At 62.2% G+C, this 15,600-nt stretch carries 14 protein-coding genes; 10 read left to right on the top strand and 4 right to left on the bottom strand.

Annotation, left to right across the window (positions count from 1 at the left end; genetic code table 11):
• Positions 1-25: 25 nt before the first annotated feature.
• Positions 26-1,513 carry a helicase HerA-like domain-containing protein gene (locus J3Q04_RS05790; protein WP_420765271.1) on the bottom strand — a complete coding sequence of 496 codons (1,488 nt, stop codon included), beginning with the start codon at positions 1,511-1,513 and terminating at the stop codon, positions 26-28.
• Positions 1,514-1,832: 319 nt separating this feature from the next.
• Here J3Q04_RS05790 and J3Q04_RS05785 point away from each other — a divergent pair, with 319 nt between their 5' ends.
• Genes J3Q04_RS05785 through J3Q04_RS05775 form a run of 3 tightly spaced genes read left to right on the top strand, consistent with a single transcriptional unit; the run spans position 1,833 to position 4,700 of the window.
• The gene (locus J3Q04_RS05785) at positions 1,833-2,924 is read left to right on the top strand and encodes a glycosyltransferase family 4 protein (RefSeq protein ID WP_420765272.1); all 1,092 of its coding nucleotides are present in this window, start codon (positions 1,833-1,835) and stop codon (positions 2,922-2,924) included.
• Between the two features lie 10 nt (positions 2,925-2,934).
• Entirely contained in the window at positions 2,935-3,708 is a 774-nt protein-coding gene (locus J3Q04_RS05780) for a DUF2334 domain-containing protein (RefSeq protein ID WP_434607460.1), read from the top strand.
• Positions 3,705-4,700, top strand: a complete 996-nt coding sequence (locus tag J3Q04_RS05775; protein WP_420765274.1) for a lysylphosphatidylglycerol synthase transmembrane domain-containing protein — start codon at positions 3,705-3,707, stop codon at positions 4,698-4,700. The genes J3Q04_RS05780 and J3Q04_RS05775 overlap by 4 nt, the downstream gene beginning before the upstream one ends.
• 4 nt (positions 4,701-4,704) lie before the next feature.
• Here the strand turns inward: J3Q04_RS05775 and J3Q04_RS05770 are convergent, their stop codons facing one another.
• Both J3Q04_RS05770 and purU read right to left on the bottom strand, forming a co-directional pair.
• Entirely contained in the window at positions 4,705-4,884 is a 180-nt protein-coding gene (locus tag J3Q04_RS05770) for a hypothetical protein (RefSeq protein ID WP_420765275.1), read from the bottom strand.
• Positions 4,885-4,953: 69 nt separating this feature from the next.
• Positions 4,954-5,802: a formyltetrahydrofolate deformylase gene (gene purU / locus J3Q04_RS05765; RefSeq protein WP_420765276.1), complete on the bottom strand. Its 849-nt coding sequence runs from the start codon at positions 5,800-5,802 to the stop codon at positions 4,954-4,956.
• Between the two features lie 307 nt (positions 5,803-6,109).
• Here purU and mvaT point away from each other — a divergent pair, with 307 nt between their 5' ends.
• Positions 6,110-6,487, top strand: a complete 378-nt coding sequence (mvaT, locus tag J3Q04_RS05760) for a histone-like nucleoid-structuring protein MvaT (RefSeq protein WP_420765277.1) — start codon at positions 6,110-6,112, stop codon at positions 6,485-6,487.
• Between the two features lie 118 nt (positions 6,488-6,605).
• Here the strand turns inward: mvaT and sbcB are convergent, their stop codons facing one another.
• Positions 6,606-8,033 (bottom strand): exodeoxyribonuclease I, encoded by a 1,428-nt coding sequence (gene sbcB / locus J3Q04_RS05755; RefSeq protein WP_434607463.1) that lies wholly within the window; start codon positions 8,031-8,033, stop codon positions 6,606-6,608.
• 322 nt (positions 8,034-8,355) lie between these two features.
• On the opposite strand from sbcB, the gene J3Q04_RS05750 reads away from it, so the two are divergent.
• The 6 genes from J3Q04_RS05750 to J3Q04_RS05725 all read left to right on the top strand — a co-directional run bounded on the left by J3Q04_RS05750 (position 8,356) and on the right by J3Q04_RS05725 (position 15,384).
• The gene (locus tag J3Q04_RS05750; protein ID WP_420765279.1) at positions 8,356-9,081 is read left to right on the top strand and encodes an RDD family protein; all 726 of its coding nucleotides are present in this window, start codon (positions 8,356-8,358) and stop codon (positions 9,079-9,081) included.
• Positions 9,078-10,052 carry a stage II sporulation protein M gene (locus tag J3Q04_RS05745; RefSeq protein WP_434607466.1) on the top strand — a complete coding sequence of 325 codons (975 nt, stop codon included), beginning with the start codon at positions 9,078-9,080 and terminating at the stop codon, positions 10,050-10,052. Before J3Q04_RS05750 ends, J3Q04_RS05745 begins: the two co-directional genes overlap by 4 nt.
• On the top strand, positions 10,039-11,574 hold the full coding sequence (locus tag J3Q04_RS05740) for a DUF4129 domain-containing protein (RefSeq protein ID WP_434607468.1): 1,536 nt from the start codon (positions 10,039-10,041) through the stop codon (positions 11,572-11,574). Before J3Q04_RS05745 ends, J3Q04_RS05740 begins: the two co-directional genes overlap by 14 nt.
• The gene (locus J3Q04_RS05735; protein ID WP_434607471.1) at positions 11,571-12,734 is read left to right on the top strand and encodes a DUF4350 domain-containing protein; all 1,164 of its coding nucleotides are present in this window, start codon (positions 11,571-11,573) and stop codon (positions 12,732-12,734) included. The genes J3Q04_RS05740 and J3Q04_RS05735 overlap by 4 nt, the downstream gene beginning before the upstream one ends.
• A gap of 21 nt (positions 12,735-12,755) precedes the next feature.
• On the top strand, positions 12,756-13,763 hold the full coding sequence (locus J3Q04_RS05730; RefSeq protein ID WP_434607474.1) for an AAA family ATPase: 1,008 nt from the start codon (positions 12,756-12,758) through the stop codon (positions 13,761-13,763).
• A 289-nt stretch (positions 13,764-14,052) separates the two neighbouring features.
• On the top strand, positions 14,053-15,384 hold the full coding sequence (locus tag J3Q04_RS05725; protein ID WP_434607476.1) for a DUF58 domain-containing protein: 1,332 nt from the start codon (positions 14,053-14,055) through the stop codon (positions 15,382-15,384).
• Positions 15,385-15,600: the final 216 nt, after the last annotated feature.

Genomic DNA, 15,600 nt, shown 5'->3' with positions numbered 1-15,600 from the left:
CGATGGGCGCGACTCGTTCTTCGATCTACCGCCGCTTACTGCCACCCAACAACGACCCCATCAACCCCCGCACCAACTGCCGACCCAGTTGATTGGCCGCCTGGCGCATCGCTGATTTCAAGGCCTGGCCCGCCGCGGTGCCAAGGAACTCCCCGGCCTTTTCGGTAAAGCTTGGCTCTTCAGCGGTGGGCTTGCCCGGTGTCGCTTCGGCTTGCGGTTCCAGCCCCTTGCGGCCCATCAGCACTTCATAGGCCGACTCGCGATCAATAGGCTTGTCGTAACGTCCCTGCAACGGTGAACTGGCAATCAACCCGGCCCGCTCGGCTTCGCTCAGCGGCCCGATACGCGACTGCGGCGGCGCCACCAGCACGCGCTGGACGATTTCCGGCGTGCCTTTTTCTTGCAGGGTGCCGACCAGGGCTTCACCGATGCCCAGTTCGGTGAGTACCGCCAAGGCATCGAATTGCGGGTTCGGTCGGAAACCCTCCGCCACCGCCCGCAAGGACTTCTGTTCCTTGGCGGTAAAAGCCCTCAGGCCGTGCTGGATGCGCAATCCCAACTGTGCCAGCACATCGTCCGGCAGATCCCCCGGCGACTGGGTCACGAAATACACCCCGACGCCCTTGGAGCGGATCAGTCGCACCACTTGTTCCAAGCGATCCTGCAGCGCCTTGGGCGTGCCGGCAAACAACAGGTGCGCCTCGTCGAAGAACAGCGCGAGCAAGGGTTTGTCCGCGTCGCCGCGCTCGGGCAGTTGCTCGAACAGCTCGGCCAGCAGCCACAGCAGGAATGTCGCGTAGACCTTCGGCGCTTCATGGACCAGGCGGCTGGCGTCCAGCAGATGAATACGGCCGCGACCATCGCTCGCCGGTTGCAGAATGTCCTCCAACTGCAACGCCGGCTCACCGAACAAGGCGTCGGCCCCTTGCTGTTCCAGCGTGGACAAGCGTCGCATCAGCGCCTGGCTGGAACCCGTGGTCATCAAGGCGGCATCGTCCCCTAGCAATTCGGGGTTGTCCTTGAGGTGGTTGAGCAGCGCCTTCAAGTCCTTGAGGTCCAGCAGCAGCAGGCCTTCCCGATCAGCGACCTTGAACGCCGCGTACAACGCCGATTGCTGGCTGTCCGTCAGTTCCAAAAGGCTGCCGAGCAACAACGGGCCCATTTCACTCAAGGTAGTGCGCAGCGGATGACCCGATTGGCCGTGAATGTCCCACAGCGTCACCGGATAAGCCTGGGGCTTGTGGCCAAGCCAAGGCATGCCGGCGATACGCTCGGCGATCTTGCCCTGGGGAGCGCCGGCAGCACCGAGGCCGCACAAGTCGCCCTTGATGTCTGCCGCGAAGACGGCCACGCCGGCATCGCTGAACATCTCGGCCAGGCGCTGCAGAGTAACGGTCTTGCCCGTGCCGGTGGCACCCGCCACCAGTCCATGGCGGTTCGCCAGGCGCATGGCCTGGGCGACAGGTTGGCCGGCAAGATCGGCCCCGATGATCAGTTGCGATGAGTCAGGCATTTCGTCACCCGTGGTGTTTGCGATATGACGCCATTCTGCGCGCTTAAATAAAAGCATGCCTGGGCATTAAGGCGTTGGCAGCAGGAATAATAGCTGCGAATCAGGGCGGGCCCTATCGCGAGCAAGCTCGCACAGGGTTGTGGTACGCACAGGTCCCATGTGGCAGCGAGCTTGCTCGGGATGAGGCCTTGTCAAACCCAGCAATACTCCACTGACAACCCGCCCTCACAACCCCAACCGAACATCTATTCTTACTAAAGGTCAACACAGGAGAACACAGACCGGAGGGACGTTCATCGTGCATATAGCGGACATAACCATGTTCTACGCCCCCGCCAGCGGTGGCGTGCGCACTTATCTGGATGCCAAGCACCGGCGCCTGGGCAATCGGCCCGGTATCCGCCATAGCCTCTTGATTCCTGGCGCTCACCTGAGTGAGCAGGACGGAATCTATAAAGTTCCAGCCCCTCCGCTTCCCTTTGGCAAGGGTTATCGCTTCCCGCTTCGCCTGGCGCCCTGGCGTAATGTCCTGCGCGACTTGCAGCCTGATCTCATTGAAGTAGGCGATCCCTATCTCACCGCCTGGGCGGCCCTCGATGCCCGGCGCCAGCTCGATGTGCCTGTCATCGGTTTTTATCATTCAGACTTGCCGCTGCTGGTCAGCAACCGCATGGGAAGCTGGTTCACGCCCAACATCGAGGCCTACGTCAGCAAGTTGTACGGCAACTTCGACCGAGTCCTGGCCCCCAGCCAGGTCATGGCCGACAAACTGACCGGGCTGGGCGTCAAGAACGTCTATGTACAGCCCTTGGGGGTAGACCTCCAGACCTTCAACCCCGCCGCCCGCGACCCCGAATTGCGGGCGGAGCTGGGCATCGCCGAAGACGCGCGATTGCTGATCTTCGCCGGTCGCGGCTCCAAGGAAAAAAACCTGCCGGTGCTGCTCAAGTGCATGAAACGCCTGGGCGAGCGCTACCACTTGTTGTTGGTCGGTTCTTCGATGCCCGCCCTGGTGCCGGACAATGTCACCGTCATCGACGAATTCTGCCCGGCGCCCCAGGTCGCCCGGCTGATGGCCAGCGCCGACGCGTTGCTACATGCTGGCGACCAGGAAACCTTTGGCCTGGTGATCCTCGAAGCGATGGCCAGCGGCATCCCGGTGGTAGCGGTCGCCGCCGGCGCGTTCAGCGAAATCGTCCAGGAGGACTGCGGTCTGCTGTGCACACCTGACAATCCGCAGGCCATGGCCAATGCCGTTCGACAGCTGTTCGCCGAAGGTTGCGAGCAACGTGGCGCCAGGGCTCGGCGACACGTAGAGCGTCATTACGCCTGGGACACGGTGGTCAATAGCCTGTTGGGCCATTACTACAGTGTGCTCGGCGCAGAGATGCCGCTGCTGGCCAATGGTTGAGGCGACGTCGATGGCAATGAATCCCACCCCCAGCCTGCTGTTGGTGCTCCATGACGTCGCGCCCCAGACCTGGCCCGACTACCAGCCCTTCGTTGAAGCCGTCGACGCCCTTGGCCAGGTGCCGATGACCTGGCTGGTGGTACCGGATTTCCATCATGCCAATGCGCTGGACGATCACCCCGGCTTCAGGCGCTTGCTGGACGGCCGGGTCGAGCGCGGCGATGAATTGGTCTTGCACGGTTACTACCATTGCGACGACGGCCCGCCCGCCCTTCATCCCAAGGACTTTTTCATGCGGCGGGTCTACACCCACGAAGGCGAGTTCTATGGATTGTCCGAAGAGGCCGCCCTCGCTCGCCTACGAGCCGGTATCGAAATCTTCCAGCGGTACCAATGGCCGCTCCAAGGTTTCGTCGCGCCCGCCTGGCTGATGAGCGAAGGCACCCGGCAAGCCTTGCGCCAGCTGCCTCTGAGCTACACCAGCGATACCCAACACCTTTACCGTTTGCCAGAGTTCACCCAGATCGATGCGCCGGGCCTGGTCTGGAGCGCGCGCAGCGCCTGGCGCCGGGGCCTGTCGAAAATCATCAGCGACCAGCGCAAACAGCGCTGGCGCCAGGCACCTGTGATTCGCCTGGGGCTGCACCCGGTGGACATGCGCCACGGTTTTTCCCGGGATTATTGGCTACGCACCCTGCAGCGCCTGCTTGAGGACGGACGTGTGCCGATGACCAAGGCCGGCTGGCTGGCAACCCAGGGCCTGCGGGTCAATAACGCCGCATGAAGCGATTGATCTGGCTGGTCGCCGCCCTGCTCATCGCGCTTGTGGTGCCGATGCTGGTGGGCGGTGGGGAAATGTGGTCGCGGGTGCAGCGCTTTCCGTTGTCGCTGCTGTTGGTCATGCTCGGCATGATTGTGCTGTGCTGGGCGCTGAACTCGATGCGCCTGCGTTTGCTGCTGGGCGAGCACCGTGGGCGCATCGGCGCGGTCAAAAGCATGGGCGTGGTGATGTCCACCGAGTTCGCCATGTGCGCGACGCCCGGCGGCAGCGGCGGCCCCTTGACGCTGATGGCCCTGCTGGCGCGCAACGGCGTGCGCCCGGCCCATGGCAGCGCCGTATTCGCGATGGATCAGTTGAGCGATCTGCTGTTTTTCCTGTGTGCGTTGCTGGGCATCCTGTTCTACGCGCTGTTCCAGAACCTCAGCCAGCGCATGGAATGGATGCTGGCGTTGAGCGCGATTTCGATGTTCGGCGGCCTGGCCTGCTGCGCCCTGGTCGCGCGCTACCATCGCCGGCTGATTCTGCTGGGTGCCCGAGTGTTGCGCCATCTACGGGTGAAAACCAGCACTCGCCGGCGTTGGGGGCGCAAGATCCTCAATTTCCTGGCGGCGTTCACCGATACGTTGAAGTTGCCCCGAATGACACTTTTCCAAGTGTTCGGCTTGACCTGCCTGCACTGGGCGCTGCGCTACAGCGTGCTTTATCTGGCATTGAAAGGGCTGGGGGCGGATTTGCAATGGGCGTGGAGTTTCCTGATCCAAATGCTCTCTCTGAGCGCGGGGCAGTTCAGCCTGCTGCCGGGCGGCGCCGGAGCGGCGGAGTTGACCTCGGCGGCGCTACTGGCGCCCATGGTAGGAAAATCCACCGCGGCGGCGGCGATTCTGATCTGGCGAGCGGTGACCTATTACTTCTATCTGCTGGCCGGAGGGCCAGTGTTTTTCCTGATGGTCGGGCGACCATTGATCAAGAAGCTGATCAGGCTCAGGCAGGCCTGACCCTTTATTGATTGGGTTCGGAGTCGCCCTGAGGCTTGTCGTTCAACTCGTCCCAGAGCTTCGCGGCGTCGGGAAACTCAGTGCCGTCCTCGGGGCTCAACGCGTCGGGATCGTAGCGGCTCAGGCAGCCCTCGCCCACGGTTGGCGGAGCTTTGGCGGTGGCTTTGTCCAAGGGATCGGTCATGGTCCATGCCCTCTCAAGGCTAATCGTGGCGAGGGAGCTTGCTCCCTCACCACCGGGTTCTGCGTTGGATCAGAATACGACGGTCTTGTTGCCGTGTACCAACACGCGGTCTTCCAGGTGATAACGCAAGCCGCGCGCCAGCACCATCTTCTCCACGTCGCGACCGAATCGCACCATGTCTTCAATGCTGTCGCTGTGGCTGACACGCACCACGTCCTGCTCGATGATCGGACCGGCGTCCAGCTCTTCGGTCACGTAGTGGCACGTTGCGCCGATCAGTTTCACGCCGCGCATCGATGCCTGGTGGTACGGCTTCGCGCCGACGAAAGACGGCAGGAAGCTGTGGTGGATATTGATGACCTTGTGCGCGTATTCGCTGCACAGCGATGGCGGCAGGATTTGCATGTAGCGGGCCAGCACCACCACTTCAGCGTCATGCTGCTTGACCAGCCGCGAGACTTCAGCGAACGCCGGCTGCTTGTCCTGCGGATTGACGGGGACGTGGTAATAAGGAATGCCGTGCCACTCCACCATGCTGCGCAAGTCGTCATGGTTGGAAATGACGCACGCGATGTCGCAATCCAGCTCATCGCTGTGCCAGCGGTGCAGCAAGTCAGCCAGGCAATGAGACTCGCGGCTGGCCATCAGCACCACGCGCTTTTTCTGCGCGGTATCGGTGATACGCCAATCCATCGAGAACTCTTCAGCAATCGGGGCGAATGCCTCGCGAAAGGCTTCGAGGCCAAAGGGCAGCGAGTCGGCGCGGATCTCGTGGCGCATGAAGAACCAGCCACTTTGGTTGTCCGAGTGATGGCTCGCTTCAGTGATCCAGCCATTATGGGACGCCAGAAAGTTACTGACTTTAGCAACGATACCGACGCGGTCCGGGCAAGCGATCACCAGCCGAAAAGTGCGCATGAGGGGAACTCCAGAACTTCGCAAAAAGGTGGCCATTCTAGCCATTGCGTAGCAAAACTGCAGTATCGATCGCACACCCTGCCCGCCCGGGACCACCGAGGCTGCGCGCGACGTGGCCTGTGGCTGCGCCGCAATTGTGTGAACGGATATGAAGACAGCATCGAGTATTTATTTGCGATGCCCATTTCCATGGCACCCGCACTATTTAACTAAATAAACACGGCTTAAATGTTTACTTGATGAAACTGTCTGATTACTATTGCTTCACTGTCTCCTTGTCACCAGCGTCCTACATAAGGTAGTCCCCATGTCTCTGATCACCGAATACAACGCCACAAAACAAGCTATTGAAGAATTGCAACAACGTCTGGCCGACCTCTCCAAAGACGACAAACTGCAAAAAGAATTGGAATTCGAAGGCAAACTGCGCACGCTGATGGGCGAATATTCCAAGTCCCTGCGCGATATCATTGCCCTGCTGGATCCAGAAGCCAAGTCGGGTAAAGCACCCCGCGGCGCGGTAAAAACGACCGGCACCAAACGTGCTCGTAAAGTTAAGCAATACAAAAACCCGCACAATGGCGAAGTCATCGAAACAAAAGGTGGCAACCACAAGACGTTGAAAGAGTGGAAAGCCAAGTGGGGCGGTGACGTGGTAGAAGGCTGGGCAACCCTGCTGGGCTAAGCCTCGCCAGCGGCGCCGCGCGTTAAGAGGTGGAGCCTGCAAGCAGAAACGCCAGCGATTTGCTGGCGTTTTTTTATGCCTGGGTTTTTACCCTGGCTTTCAATAGCTGCGTGGCAGTTTAGAGGCTAAAACGTTTGCGCAATTGTTGGCTGTAGCCCTGCCATTGCATCAGCACATCGCGCTGCAACGGCGAAGATTGGTCCATCCACTCTGTCATCGCCTCATCAAAATTGCTCAGCGTATTCGGCGCGCCCCATTCAGGGAAAGACAGGCGTTGCTGGCAAAAAAGTGTCCAACGCTGTTGTTCCGCTGGATCCAAGGTCTCCGGAAAGTTGCGCGCACGATATCGAAACAATAATTCCGGCAGGCGTTCATCATCGAATGGCCACTGCTGTTGGGCCAAATCAGACGGATCCGCCATGCGAACTTGTTCACATAAACGGCGATCTCGATCACCGAGAAACCCTGCATATAATTGCTGCTCGGGATCTTCGCTGGCAGTGAAGTCTTCTTGCCCGTAAATAGCCTGGAGTTTGTCTTGCCAGACGTGTTGTGCGTCACTTAGCCGCAGCGCCCGCTGATGCACGCCCTCCATGTCCAGCTGCAGCCGTAGTTGGTCCTCGGCGCGCAAGACAGCCAGCGGCGCAACCACCGGGCATTTGTTGATGTGGATGAGTTTAAGGGGGACCGGCAGCTCACCGTCGAGCAAGTCTTCGCGGCGGGTGTACAACCGCTGGCGCAAAAGCTGCGCGTCATGGTCAAGCAAGCCCTGGGGGTCCAGGTGTAAGTCACAGACGATCAAGGCGTTGCGGTTCTTCGGGTGCCAGGCCAGCGGCAGCACGACGCCAATGTAGTTTCGCGCCGCCGAGAAGCGCCCGGATATATGCACCATCGGCTGCAACAGGCGGATCTGGTCCATCACCTTCTGCTTGCCGCGCAACTGGAACAACCAGTCGTAGAGCCGGGGTTGTTTTTCGCGGATCAACCGGGCCAGGGCGATGGTCGCGCGCACGTCCGACAGCGCGTCATGGGCCTGGCCATGATCGATGCCGTTGGCGGCCGTCAGGCGTTCGAGCTTGAGGGTGACGCGGCCATCCTCCTGCGGCCAGACGATGCCCTCGGGACGCAGCGCATAGGCGGCGCGCACCAGGTCGATGAGGTCCCAGCGGCTATTGCCCCCCTGCCATTCCCGAGCATACGGATCGAAGAAATTGCGATACAGGCTGTAGCGAGTCATTTCGTCGTCGAAGCGCAAGGTGTTGTAGCCGGCACCACAGGTCCCAGGCGCAGCCAATTGCGCATGGACGCGTGTCATGAAGTTGGCTTCGCTCAAGCCCTTTTCCGCCAGGCACGCGGGCGTAATGCCGGTGATGGCACAGGCCGCCGGGTGGGGCAGGATGTCATCGCTGGGCCGGCAATACAGGTTCACCGGCTCGTCGATTTCGTTGAGGTCGAAATCGGTACGTATTCCCGCCACCTGCAAGGGGCGGTCGCATCGTGGGTTGATGCCGGTGGTTTCGTAGTCGTACCAGAAGATGGAAGTCACGGGGTGTTCCTGGGCTGAGGACTGGCGAAGTCTAGGCGTTCGTACCCTGCGCCCGCCAGCCTTCGCGCCTTTAATCCTGTTGCAGGCCATGAAATGACATACACGGCCATATCGTGCGCCCGCCCGAAGACTGATAGGCTCTGTACGAAATGTATCCGCACTCGCCCATACTGCGTTGAAACGGGGCTCGGAATGCTCATGTACTCCTGTACATTCCACTTCCTCCCCCGTTTCGCCTTGTCTGGCCTTCCGCGAACACATTCATACAGACCCTAGCATCTGCGCCGAGATCGAACGTTCGAACGGCCATCACAGGTTGCCCATGCTCGAGACACCAGCACTGCAAAGGAACGCGCCGCTACCGCCGCCACTGGACACACGTTACCAGGTCGAAACGCCCGAAGGCATCGACCTGCCACTGCGCCCGGCGGGGCTGATGCCTCGTGCGCTGGCCTTCGCCATCGACCTGGTGATACGCGGGCTGGTGCTCGGCCTGTTCTTTGTCGTCCTGGCGTTCTTCGGCGAACTGGGGATCGGCCTGGGCTCGATCCTGCTGTTCATCGTCAGCTGGTGGTACATGGTGTTGTTCGAGGTGCTGAACCAGGGCCGCTCCCCCGGCAAGCAGATCATGGGGTTGCGCGTGGTGCAGGATGATGGTCGGCCGATCGGCTGGTCTGCCTCGTTGATCCGCAACCTGCTGCGCTTCGTCGATATGTTGCCGTTCGGCTACACCTTTGGAGCGCTCTGCTGCCTGCAACACCCGACCTTCAAGCGCTTGGGCGACCTGGCCGCTGGCACGCTGGTGGTTTATCGCGAGCAACCGGTCAAGCGTCCCGAACTGCCAATGGCCCGGCCGCTACGCCCGCCCTTTGCCCTGGCCCTGGTGGAACAACGCGCCGTGCTGGGTTTCGCCGAGCGCCAGGCACAATTGTCCGACGCCAGGGTCACCGAACTGGCGGCAATCCTGGCCGCGCCATTGAAGGTGCACCCCACCGGGGCCGTGGCTGAACTCAATGGCATCGCCCGCGGCCTGTTGGGGCCGACATGAAGCAAAGCCTGTTCGAAAGCTGCCACCAAGGGGAATGGGAACACCTGTCCCGCCTGCTCGACCAACTGGAGCGCCGCCGCAATGTCCCCCAGAGCAGCGACTTTCCCCACGCCTATCGACAGCTCTGCCAACACCTGGCGCTGGCCCAGGCCCGGGGCTACAGCAGCTTGCTGGTGGATACCTTGCAGCAACTGGCGCTGCGCGGACACCAGCAACTCTACCGGGACCGCAGCCACCCCTCGACCGGCCTGTCGACTTTTATCCTGGCCGGCTTCCCCCGCCTGGTGCGCGAACAATGGCGATTCGTCCTGGCGGCGGGCCTGATGTTCATCGGCAGCCTCGTCGGCGTCGGCTTGCTGGTGTACCTGTTCCCCGAGCTGGTCTACAGCTTGCTGAGCGTCGAGGAAGTCAGCCAGATCCGCGGCATGTACGACCCGGCGGCGGGGCACCTGGGGCGCTCGATCGAGCGGGCCGCCAGCGAGGATTGGGTGATGTTCGGCTACTACATCATGCACAACATCGGGATTGCCTTTCAGACATTCGCCAGTGGTTTGCTGTTCGGCCTGGGCAGCGCGTTCTTCCTGTTCTTCAATGGCCTGACCATTGGCGCGGTGGCCGGGCACCTGACCCAGATCGGCTCGGGCGCAACGTTCTGGTCGTTCGTCATTGGCCATGGCGCTTTCGAATTGACTGCCATCACCCTGGCCGGTGCCGCGGGCCTGCAACTGGGCTGGGCGCTGATTGCGCCGGGACGCCTCACGCGGGGCGAAGCCTTGCGACTGGCCGCCGGCAAAAGCGTGCTGATCATCGCCGGGGTGATCCTCTTCCTGCTCATTGCAGCGTTCGTCGAGGCCTATTGGTCCTCCAGCGCCGCGACACCCTCCACCAAATACACCATCGGCGCGCTACTGTGGCTGCTGGTGATCGGTTACCTGCTGTTCGCCGGGCGAGGCCAGCATGCGCCTGAGTGACGTCACGGTAGCGATCCGCCCACGCACCACCTGGGAAGCCATGGACCTCGGCGTACTGATGACCCAGCAGCACCGGCGGCTGCTGATGGCCAGCTGGGCCATCGTCACACTGCCGGTGTATGCGCTACTGACCTTGTTGCTGTGGGACTCGCCCTCCTTGGTGGTGTTTATATTCTGGTGGCTGAAACCGGCCTTCGAACGCCTGCCCCTGTACATCTTGTCCAAGGCGCTGTTTGGCGAGACGCCGACCTTGAAACAGGCCTTGCGCCAATGGCCGACGCTGCTCAAGCCACAATTGCTGGCCAGCCTGACCTGGCGCCGGCTGAGCCTGAGTCGCAGCTTCCTGATGCCCGTCGTACAACTCGAAGGGCTCGCCGGCGAGGCACGAGAGCAGCGCTTGCGCGTGCTGCTGCAACGCAACGGCGGCGCCGCGCAATGGTTGACCATCCTCGGCGTGCACCTGGAGACCGTCTTGTGGTTCGGCCTGATGGCCTTGTTCTATCTATTCGTGCCGCAACAAGTCGAACTGGAATGGGACTGGCAAACCCTGATCGCCGTCGCCGAACACGATTGGCTGTGGCTCGAACACCTGCTCAATGTCCTCTATCCGCTGCTGCTGATTGTCTGGGAGCCGATCTACGTCGCCTGCGGCTTCAGCCTCTACCTGAATCGACGCACCCTGCTGGAAGCCTGGGACATCGAGCTGGTGTTCCGCCGCCTGCGCCAACGCCTGGGCACCGTAGCGCCTGCCCTGGCGCTGCTCGCCCTGACCCTCCTGCCGCTGGCGCCACCCGCATGGGCCGATGACAACAGCAACGCACCCCAGAGCCCTCGCCTGCTCAACCAACCCGTCACCAGCCAAGCCTCCCGCGAGAGCATCAAGGCAATCCTTGACGCACCCCCTTTCAAGAATCCGGAAACCGTGACGCGCTATCGATTCGGCAAAGAAGCCACCGAATCGGCCGAAACCGATGAAGCCCCCGGCTGGCTGAAATCGATGCTCAACTGGAGCGCCAAACGCTTCGAAACGATCGCTGCGCTGATCCAGGCGCTGCTCTGGGCCACGCTGGTGGGCGCGATCGTCTGGCTGGCCTGGCGCTATCGTGAACGGCTCAAGGCGCTCGCCAACTACCGGCCAACGAAACGCCTGCCGGCGGAGCGCCCCGCGCCGGCACGCATGTTTGACCTGGATATCCGCGAAGAGAGCTTGCCAAACGATGTCGCGGCCAGCGCCGAGCAGTTGTGGTCCGACTCGCCACGCGAGGCGTTGGGCCTGTTGTATCGAGCGCTGCTCAGCCGCTTGCACCATGAGTTCAACATGCCCCTCAAGCCGGCCGACACCGAAGGCCAGGTGTTGCAACGGGTTGAACAGCTCCAGCACGAACCGCTGATGGCCTTCAGCAGGCACCTGACCCTGCATTGGCAGAACATTGCCTATGGACACCGCCCTCCGCCCGCCCATCTGCAACAGCAGTTGTGCAATGGCTGGCGCGAATTGTTCGGCCCCGGAGCGTCCCGATGAGCCAGCGCACGGGGTGGGTGATCGGCGCAGTCGGTGCCGCGTTGACCTGTGCGTTGGCGGTGTACCTGTACCTCAAGGCCGTGCCCTATCAGGAAACCATCGAGCACGGCCCCTCCCCCGAAGCCCAGGCCAACCCGTACCTGGCCGCCGAACGATTCTTGCGCCAGCAAGGCATCAATGTTGAACACGCCAACAGCCTGGACGTGCTGCCCACGCTCGAACCGCACCAACGCAGCCTGTTGCTGTTGGGCGAACGCAGCAACATGACGCCACGGGACGTCGACCAGTTGATGAACTGGACCCGCGCCGGCGGGCGCCTGCTGTTCGTCGCCGAGGCCTTGTGGGACGACAGCACGAACAGCAGCGGCGACCTGCTGCTGGACCGCGTGCGCCTGCGCCAACTTTTGAGCAAGGACCTCAAGGCACCGGAGCCGGAGCTGATCAAGGATCCCTACCCCGAATTGACCAAACTGTACCTGGAAGACGAAGAGGCGCCGGCCTACATCGGCTTCGACACCGACTTTCACCTCGAAGACCCGCTGAACCTCGCCCAGGCCTGGGCCAACAGCGCGGCGGCGACTCACCTGATGCAACTGAACCACGGTCTGGGCACGATCACCGTGCTGACCGACGCCGAGCTGTGGAAGAACGACCAGATCGACCAGTACGACAACGCCTGGCTGCTCTGGTACCTGAGCGCCGATACCGACGTCACGCTGCTGTTCAATACCGACCACGACAACCTGCTGACCCTGCTGCTGCGCTACTTCCCTCAGGCCATCGTGGCGCTGCTGGCCTTGATCGCCCTTTGGCTGTGGCGGTCGGCGGTGCGCCATGGCCCGCTGCAACAACCGGCGCCCAAGGCGCGACGCCAACTGCAAGAACACCTGCAAGCCAGCGCCGCCTTCCAGTTGCGCCACAACGGCCAGCAACACCTGTTGCACAGCCTGCAACAGGACGTGCTGCGCCGGGCGCGCCAGCTTCATCCGGGTTTCGAACAACTGGTGGTCGCCGAACAATGGCAAGTGCTAGCACGTCTGACGCGCCAACCCACGCGAACCATCAGCCAGGCCCTCAGCCCCCGGCCGAAACGACGCCTGTCCAGCGCCGACTTCTGCCGTCAGGTCGGCCTTTTGCAAACCCTTAGGAATGCCTTATAAACCGTTAGGAGAACGCCAGAATTGACGACTGAACAGAACGAGCCCTCAGACAGCCAGGCCCACGCCGCCCAGCAACGCCAGCGCGCCAGTCAACTGGCCCAGGCGATCCGCACCGAGCTGCATAAGGCCGTGGTCGGCCAGGCAGCCGTGATCGATGATGTGCTCACGGCGCTGATCGCCGGCGGTCATGTCCTGCTCGAAGGCGTTCCCGGGCTGGGCAAGACGTTGCTGGTGCGCGCCCTGGCCCGCTGTTTTGGCGGGGAGTTCGCGCGTATCCAGTTCACCCCGGACTTGATGCCCAGCGACGTCACCGGACATGCGGTGTACGACTTGCAGAGCGAGCAGTTCAAGTTGCGCAAGGGGCCGGTGTTCACCCACCTGCTGCTCGCCGACGAAATCAACCGCGCACCGGCCAAGACCCAGGCGGCGTTGCTCGAAGCCATGCAGGAGCGCCAGGTCACCCTCGAAGGCCGCGCGCTGCCGATCGCCCAGCCATTCATGGTGCTCGCGACCCAGAACCCGATCGAACAGGAAGGCACCTACCCGTTGCCGGAGGCCGAGCTCGACCGTTTCATGCTCAAGGTGCGCATGGACTACCCCGACGCCGATCAGGAATTGAACATGGTGCGCCAGGTCAGCCGCTCGACCCGCGCCGACATGCTCGACGTTCAGCCGTTGCGCACGGTGTTGCAAGCCAAGGACGTGCAAGCGCTGCAACGCATCGCCAGCGAGCTGCCGATGGACGACCAGGTGCTCGACTACGCCGTGCGCCTGGCCCGCGCCACCCGCACCTGGCCGGGCCTGACCCTGGGGGCCGGGCCTCGGGCTTCGATTGCCCTGGTGCGTTGCGCCCGCGCGCGCGCGATGTTGCGCGGCGGCGAATTCGTGGTGCCGGACGACATCAAGGGCTGCGCCCTGGCCGTGCTGCGCCACCGCGTACGGCTGGCGCCGGAGCTGGACATCGAAGGGCTTTCGGTGGACCAGGTGCTGGGGCAGTTGCTCGATCAAGTGTCGGCGCCAAGGTTGTGATGAAGGCGTCTGTGCCAGGCGTGCTTTTTATGCCAGGAATACCTTCTATGGCAGGAATGTCTTCTGTACCAGGAATGCTTTTTGTGCCAGGAAAATTCTTTGTGGCAGGCATGCTTTTTGTGGCGAGGGAGCTTGCTCCCGCTGGGCTGCGAAGCAGCCCCCAAGTTCTATCTGACACACCGCAAGGGGACGCTGCGCGTCCAGCGGGAGCAAGCTCCCTCGCCACAGGAAACCTCACTGCAGTAAATTTCTTTGCCAAGGCCAACATCTCCTGCAAGGGCACGCCCCCATGAAACCCTCCCGCCTGCTGCTCGCCTGGCTCGCGATCCTGCTGACCGTCGGCATTGTGCTGGGTGCACTGCGCGCGCTGGGCATCGCGGTGCCCTCGACTTTGCTGTCGATCCACTGGGGCTTACTGTTGGCGCTGCTGGCCCTGTCGATACTCGACGCGGTGCGCGTCCGGCGCCTGCCCTCGCCCCGAGTCCAACGCCATTTGCCCGGCAGCCTGGCCCTGGGCCGATGGAGCGAAGTGCGCCTGGACATCCGCCACGACCTGCCCCAGCCATTGGAAATCGAGATTTTCGATCACGTGCCCAATGGCCTGGACTTCGAACAACTGCCTGTTTCAGCACAACTACAACCCGGCCGGCTCACCCAGCTCGGCTACCGCGTCCGCCCGCTCAAGCGCGGGCACTTCACCTTCGAACATTGCGAAATCAACCTGCCCAGCCCAATGGGCCTGTGGAGCGACAAACGCCTGATCGACGCGCTCGACAGCACCCGCGTCTACCCGGACTTCGCCCGTCTGTACGACGGCGAACTGCTGGCGGTGGACAACTGGCTCAGCCACCTCGGCATCCGCCAGCGGCAGCGGCGCGGCCAGGGCCAGGAATTCCATCAATTGCGCGAATTCCGCGAAGGCGACAGCCTGCGCCAGATCGACTGGAAAGCCACCGCCCGCCACCGCACGCCCATCGCCCGGGAATACGAAGACGAACGCGACCAGCAAATCATCTTCATGCTCGACTGCGGCCGGCGCATGCGCAGCCAGGACGGCGAGTTGTCGCATTTCGATCACGCCCTCAACGCCTGCCTGCTGCTCAGCTACACCGCCCTGCGCCAGGGCGATGCGGTGGGCCTGAGCACTTTCGCCAGCGAACAACCCCGCTACCTCGCCCCGGTCAAGGGCAGCGATCAACTCAACGTCCTGCTCAATAGCGTCTACGACCTGGACAGCAGCCAACACCCCGCCGACTACCAGGCCGCCGTCACCCAACTGCTCGCCCGGCAGAAACGCCGGGCTTTGGTAGTGCTGGTGACCAACCTGCGGGACGAGGACGACGAAGAATTGCTGGCCGCCGTCAAACGCCTGGGCCAAAGCCATCGCGTGCTGGTGGCAAGCCTGCGCGAAGAAGCCCTCGACCGCCTGCGCCAAGCGCCGGTGCACACCGTGTCTGACGCGCTGGCTTATTGCGGGACGGTGGAATATTTGAGTGCGCGGGCGACGTTGCATGAACGGTTGAGTGCCCATGGGATGGCGGTGTTGCAAGCTCGGCCCGGGGAGTTGGGGGCCGAGCTGGTGACGTTGTATCTGGGGTGGAAGAAGGGTGGGGATTTGTAGGCAACAGACGATTCAGTCGTCATAAAAAACAAAGCACTGTCCCGGTAGCCGTTGCCCAAAGCCAATGGAAGTGATCGAACATAACGTCAGATCTTACGCAAGACAGTGCCAGAAACTGGGGGAGACGGGGAAATCTCTCTGAACAAGGGCATCAAGAATTGCAACGCAAACGAATAGTCTCGCACCGTGTTGGTTGAAACAGTCCACCTCAACGGA

Origin of the sequence: Pseudomonas sp. D4-21, from assembly GCF_051132125.1 — a bacterium.
In the GTDB taxonomy this organism is placed as follows: Bacteria; Pseudomonadota; Gammaproteobacteria; order Pseudomonadales; family Pseudomonadaceae; genus Aquipseudomonas.
Note: the sequence above shows the minus strand (reverse complement) of the source record. Positions and strands in the feature narration are given on the sequence as shown.

What these genes read in the sequence shown, in the direction of transcription:
- J3Q04_RS05790 (WP_420765271.1), bottom strand. Translation starts at nt 1,513, where the DNA reads ATGCCTGACTCATCGCAACTGATCATCGGGGCCGATCTTGCCGGCCAA.
- J3Q04_RS05785 (WP_420765272.1), top strand. Translation starts at nt 1,833, where the DNA reads ATGTTCTACGCCCCCGCCAGCGGTGGCGTGCGCACTTATCTGGATGCC.
- J3Q04_RS05780 (WP_434607460.1), top strand. Translation starts at nt 2,935, where the DNA reads ATGGCAATGAATCCCACCCCCAGCCTGCTGTTGGTGCTCCATGACGTC.
- J3Q04_RS05775 (WP_420765274.1), top strand. Translation starts at nt 3,705, where the DNA reads ATGAAGCGATTGATCTGGCTGGTCGCCGCCCTGCTCATCGCGCTTGTG.
- J3Q04_RS05770 (WP_420765275.1), bottom strand. Translation starts at nt 4,884, where the DNA reads ATGACCGATCCCTTGGACAAAGCCACCGCCAAAGCTCCGCCAACCGTG.
- purU (WP_420765276.1), bottom strand. Translation starts at nt 5,802, where the DNA reads ATGCGCACTTTTCGGCTGGTGATCGCTTGCCCGGACCGCGTCGGTATC.
- mvaT (WP_420765277.1), top strand. Translation starts at nt 6,110, where the DNA reads ATGTCTCTGATCACCGAATACAACGCCACAAAACAAGCTATTGAAGAA.
- J3Q04_RS05750 (WP_420765279.1), top strand. Translation starts at nt 8,356, where the DNA reads ATGCTCGAGACACCAGCACTGCAAAGGAACGCGCCGCTACCGCCGCCA.
- J3Q04_RS05745 (WP_434607466.1), top strand. Translation starts at nt 9,078, where the DNA reads ATGAAGCAAAGCCTGTTCGAAAGCTGCCACCAAGGGGAATGGGAACAC.
- J3Q04_RS05740 (WP_434607468.1), top strand. Translation starts at nt 10,039, where the DNA reads ATGCGCCTGAGTGACGTCACGGTAGCGATCCGCCCACGCACCACCTGG.
- J3Q04_RS05735 (WP_434607471.1), top strand. Translation starts at nt 11,571, where the DNA reads ATGAGCCAGCGCACGGGGTGGGTGATCGGCGCAGTCGGTGCCGCGTTG.
- J3Q04_RS05725 (WP_434607476.1), top strand. Translation starts at nt 14,053, where the DNA reads ATGAAACCCTCCCGCCTGCTGCTCGCCTGGCTCGCGATCCTGCTGACC.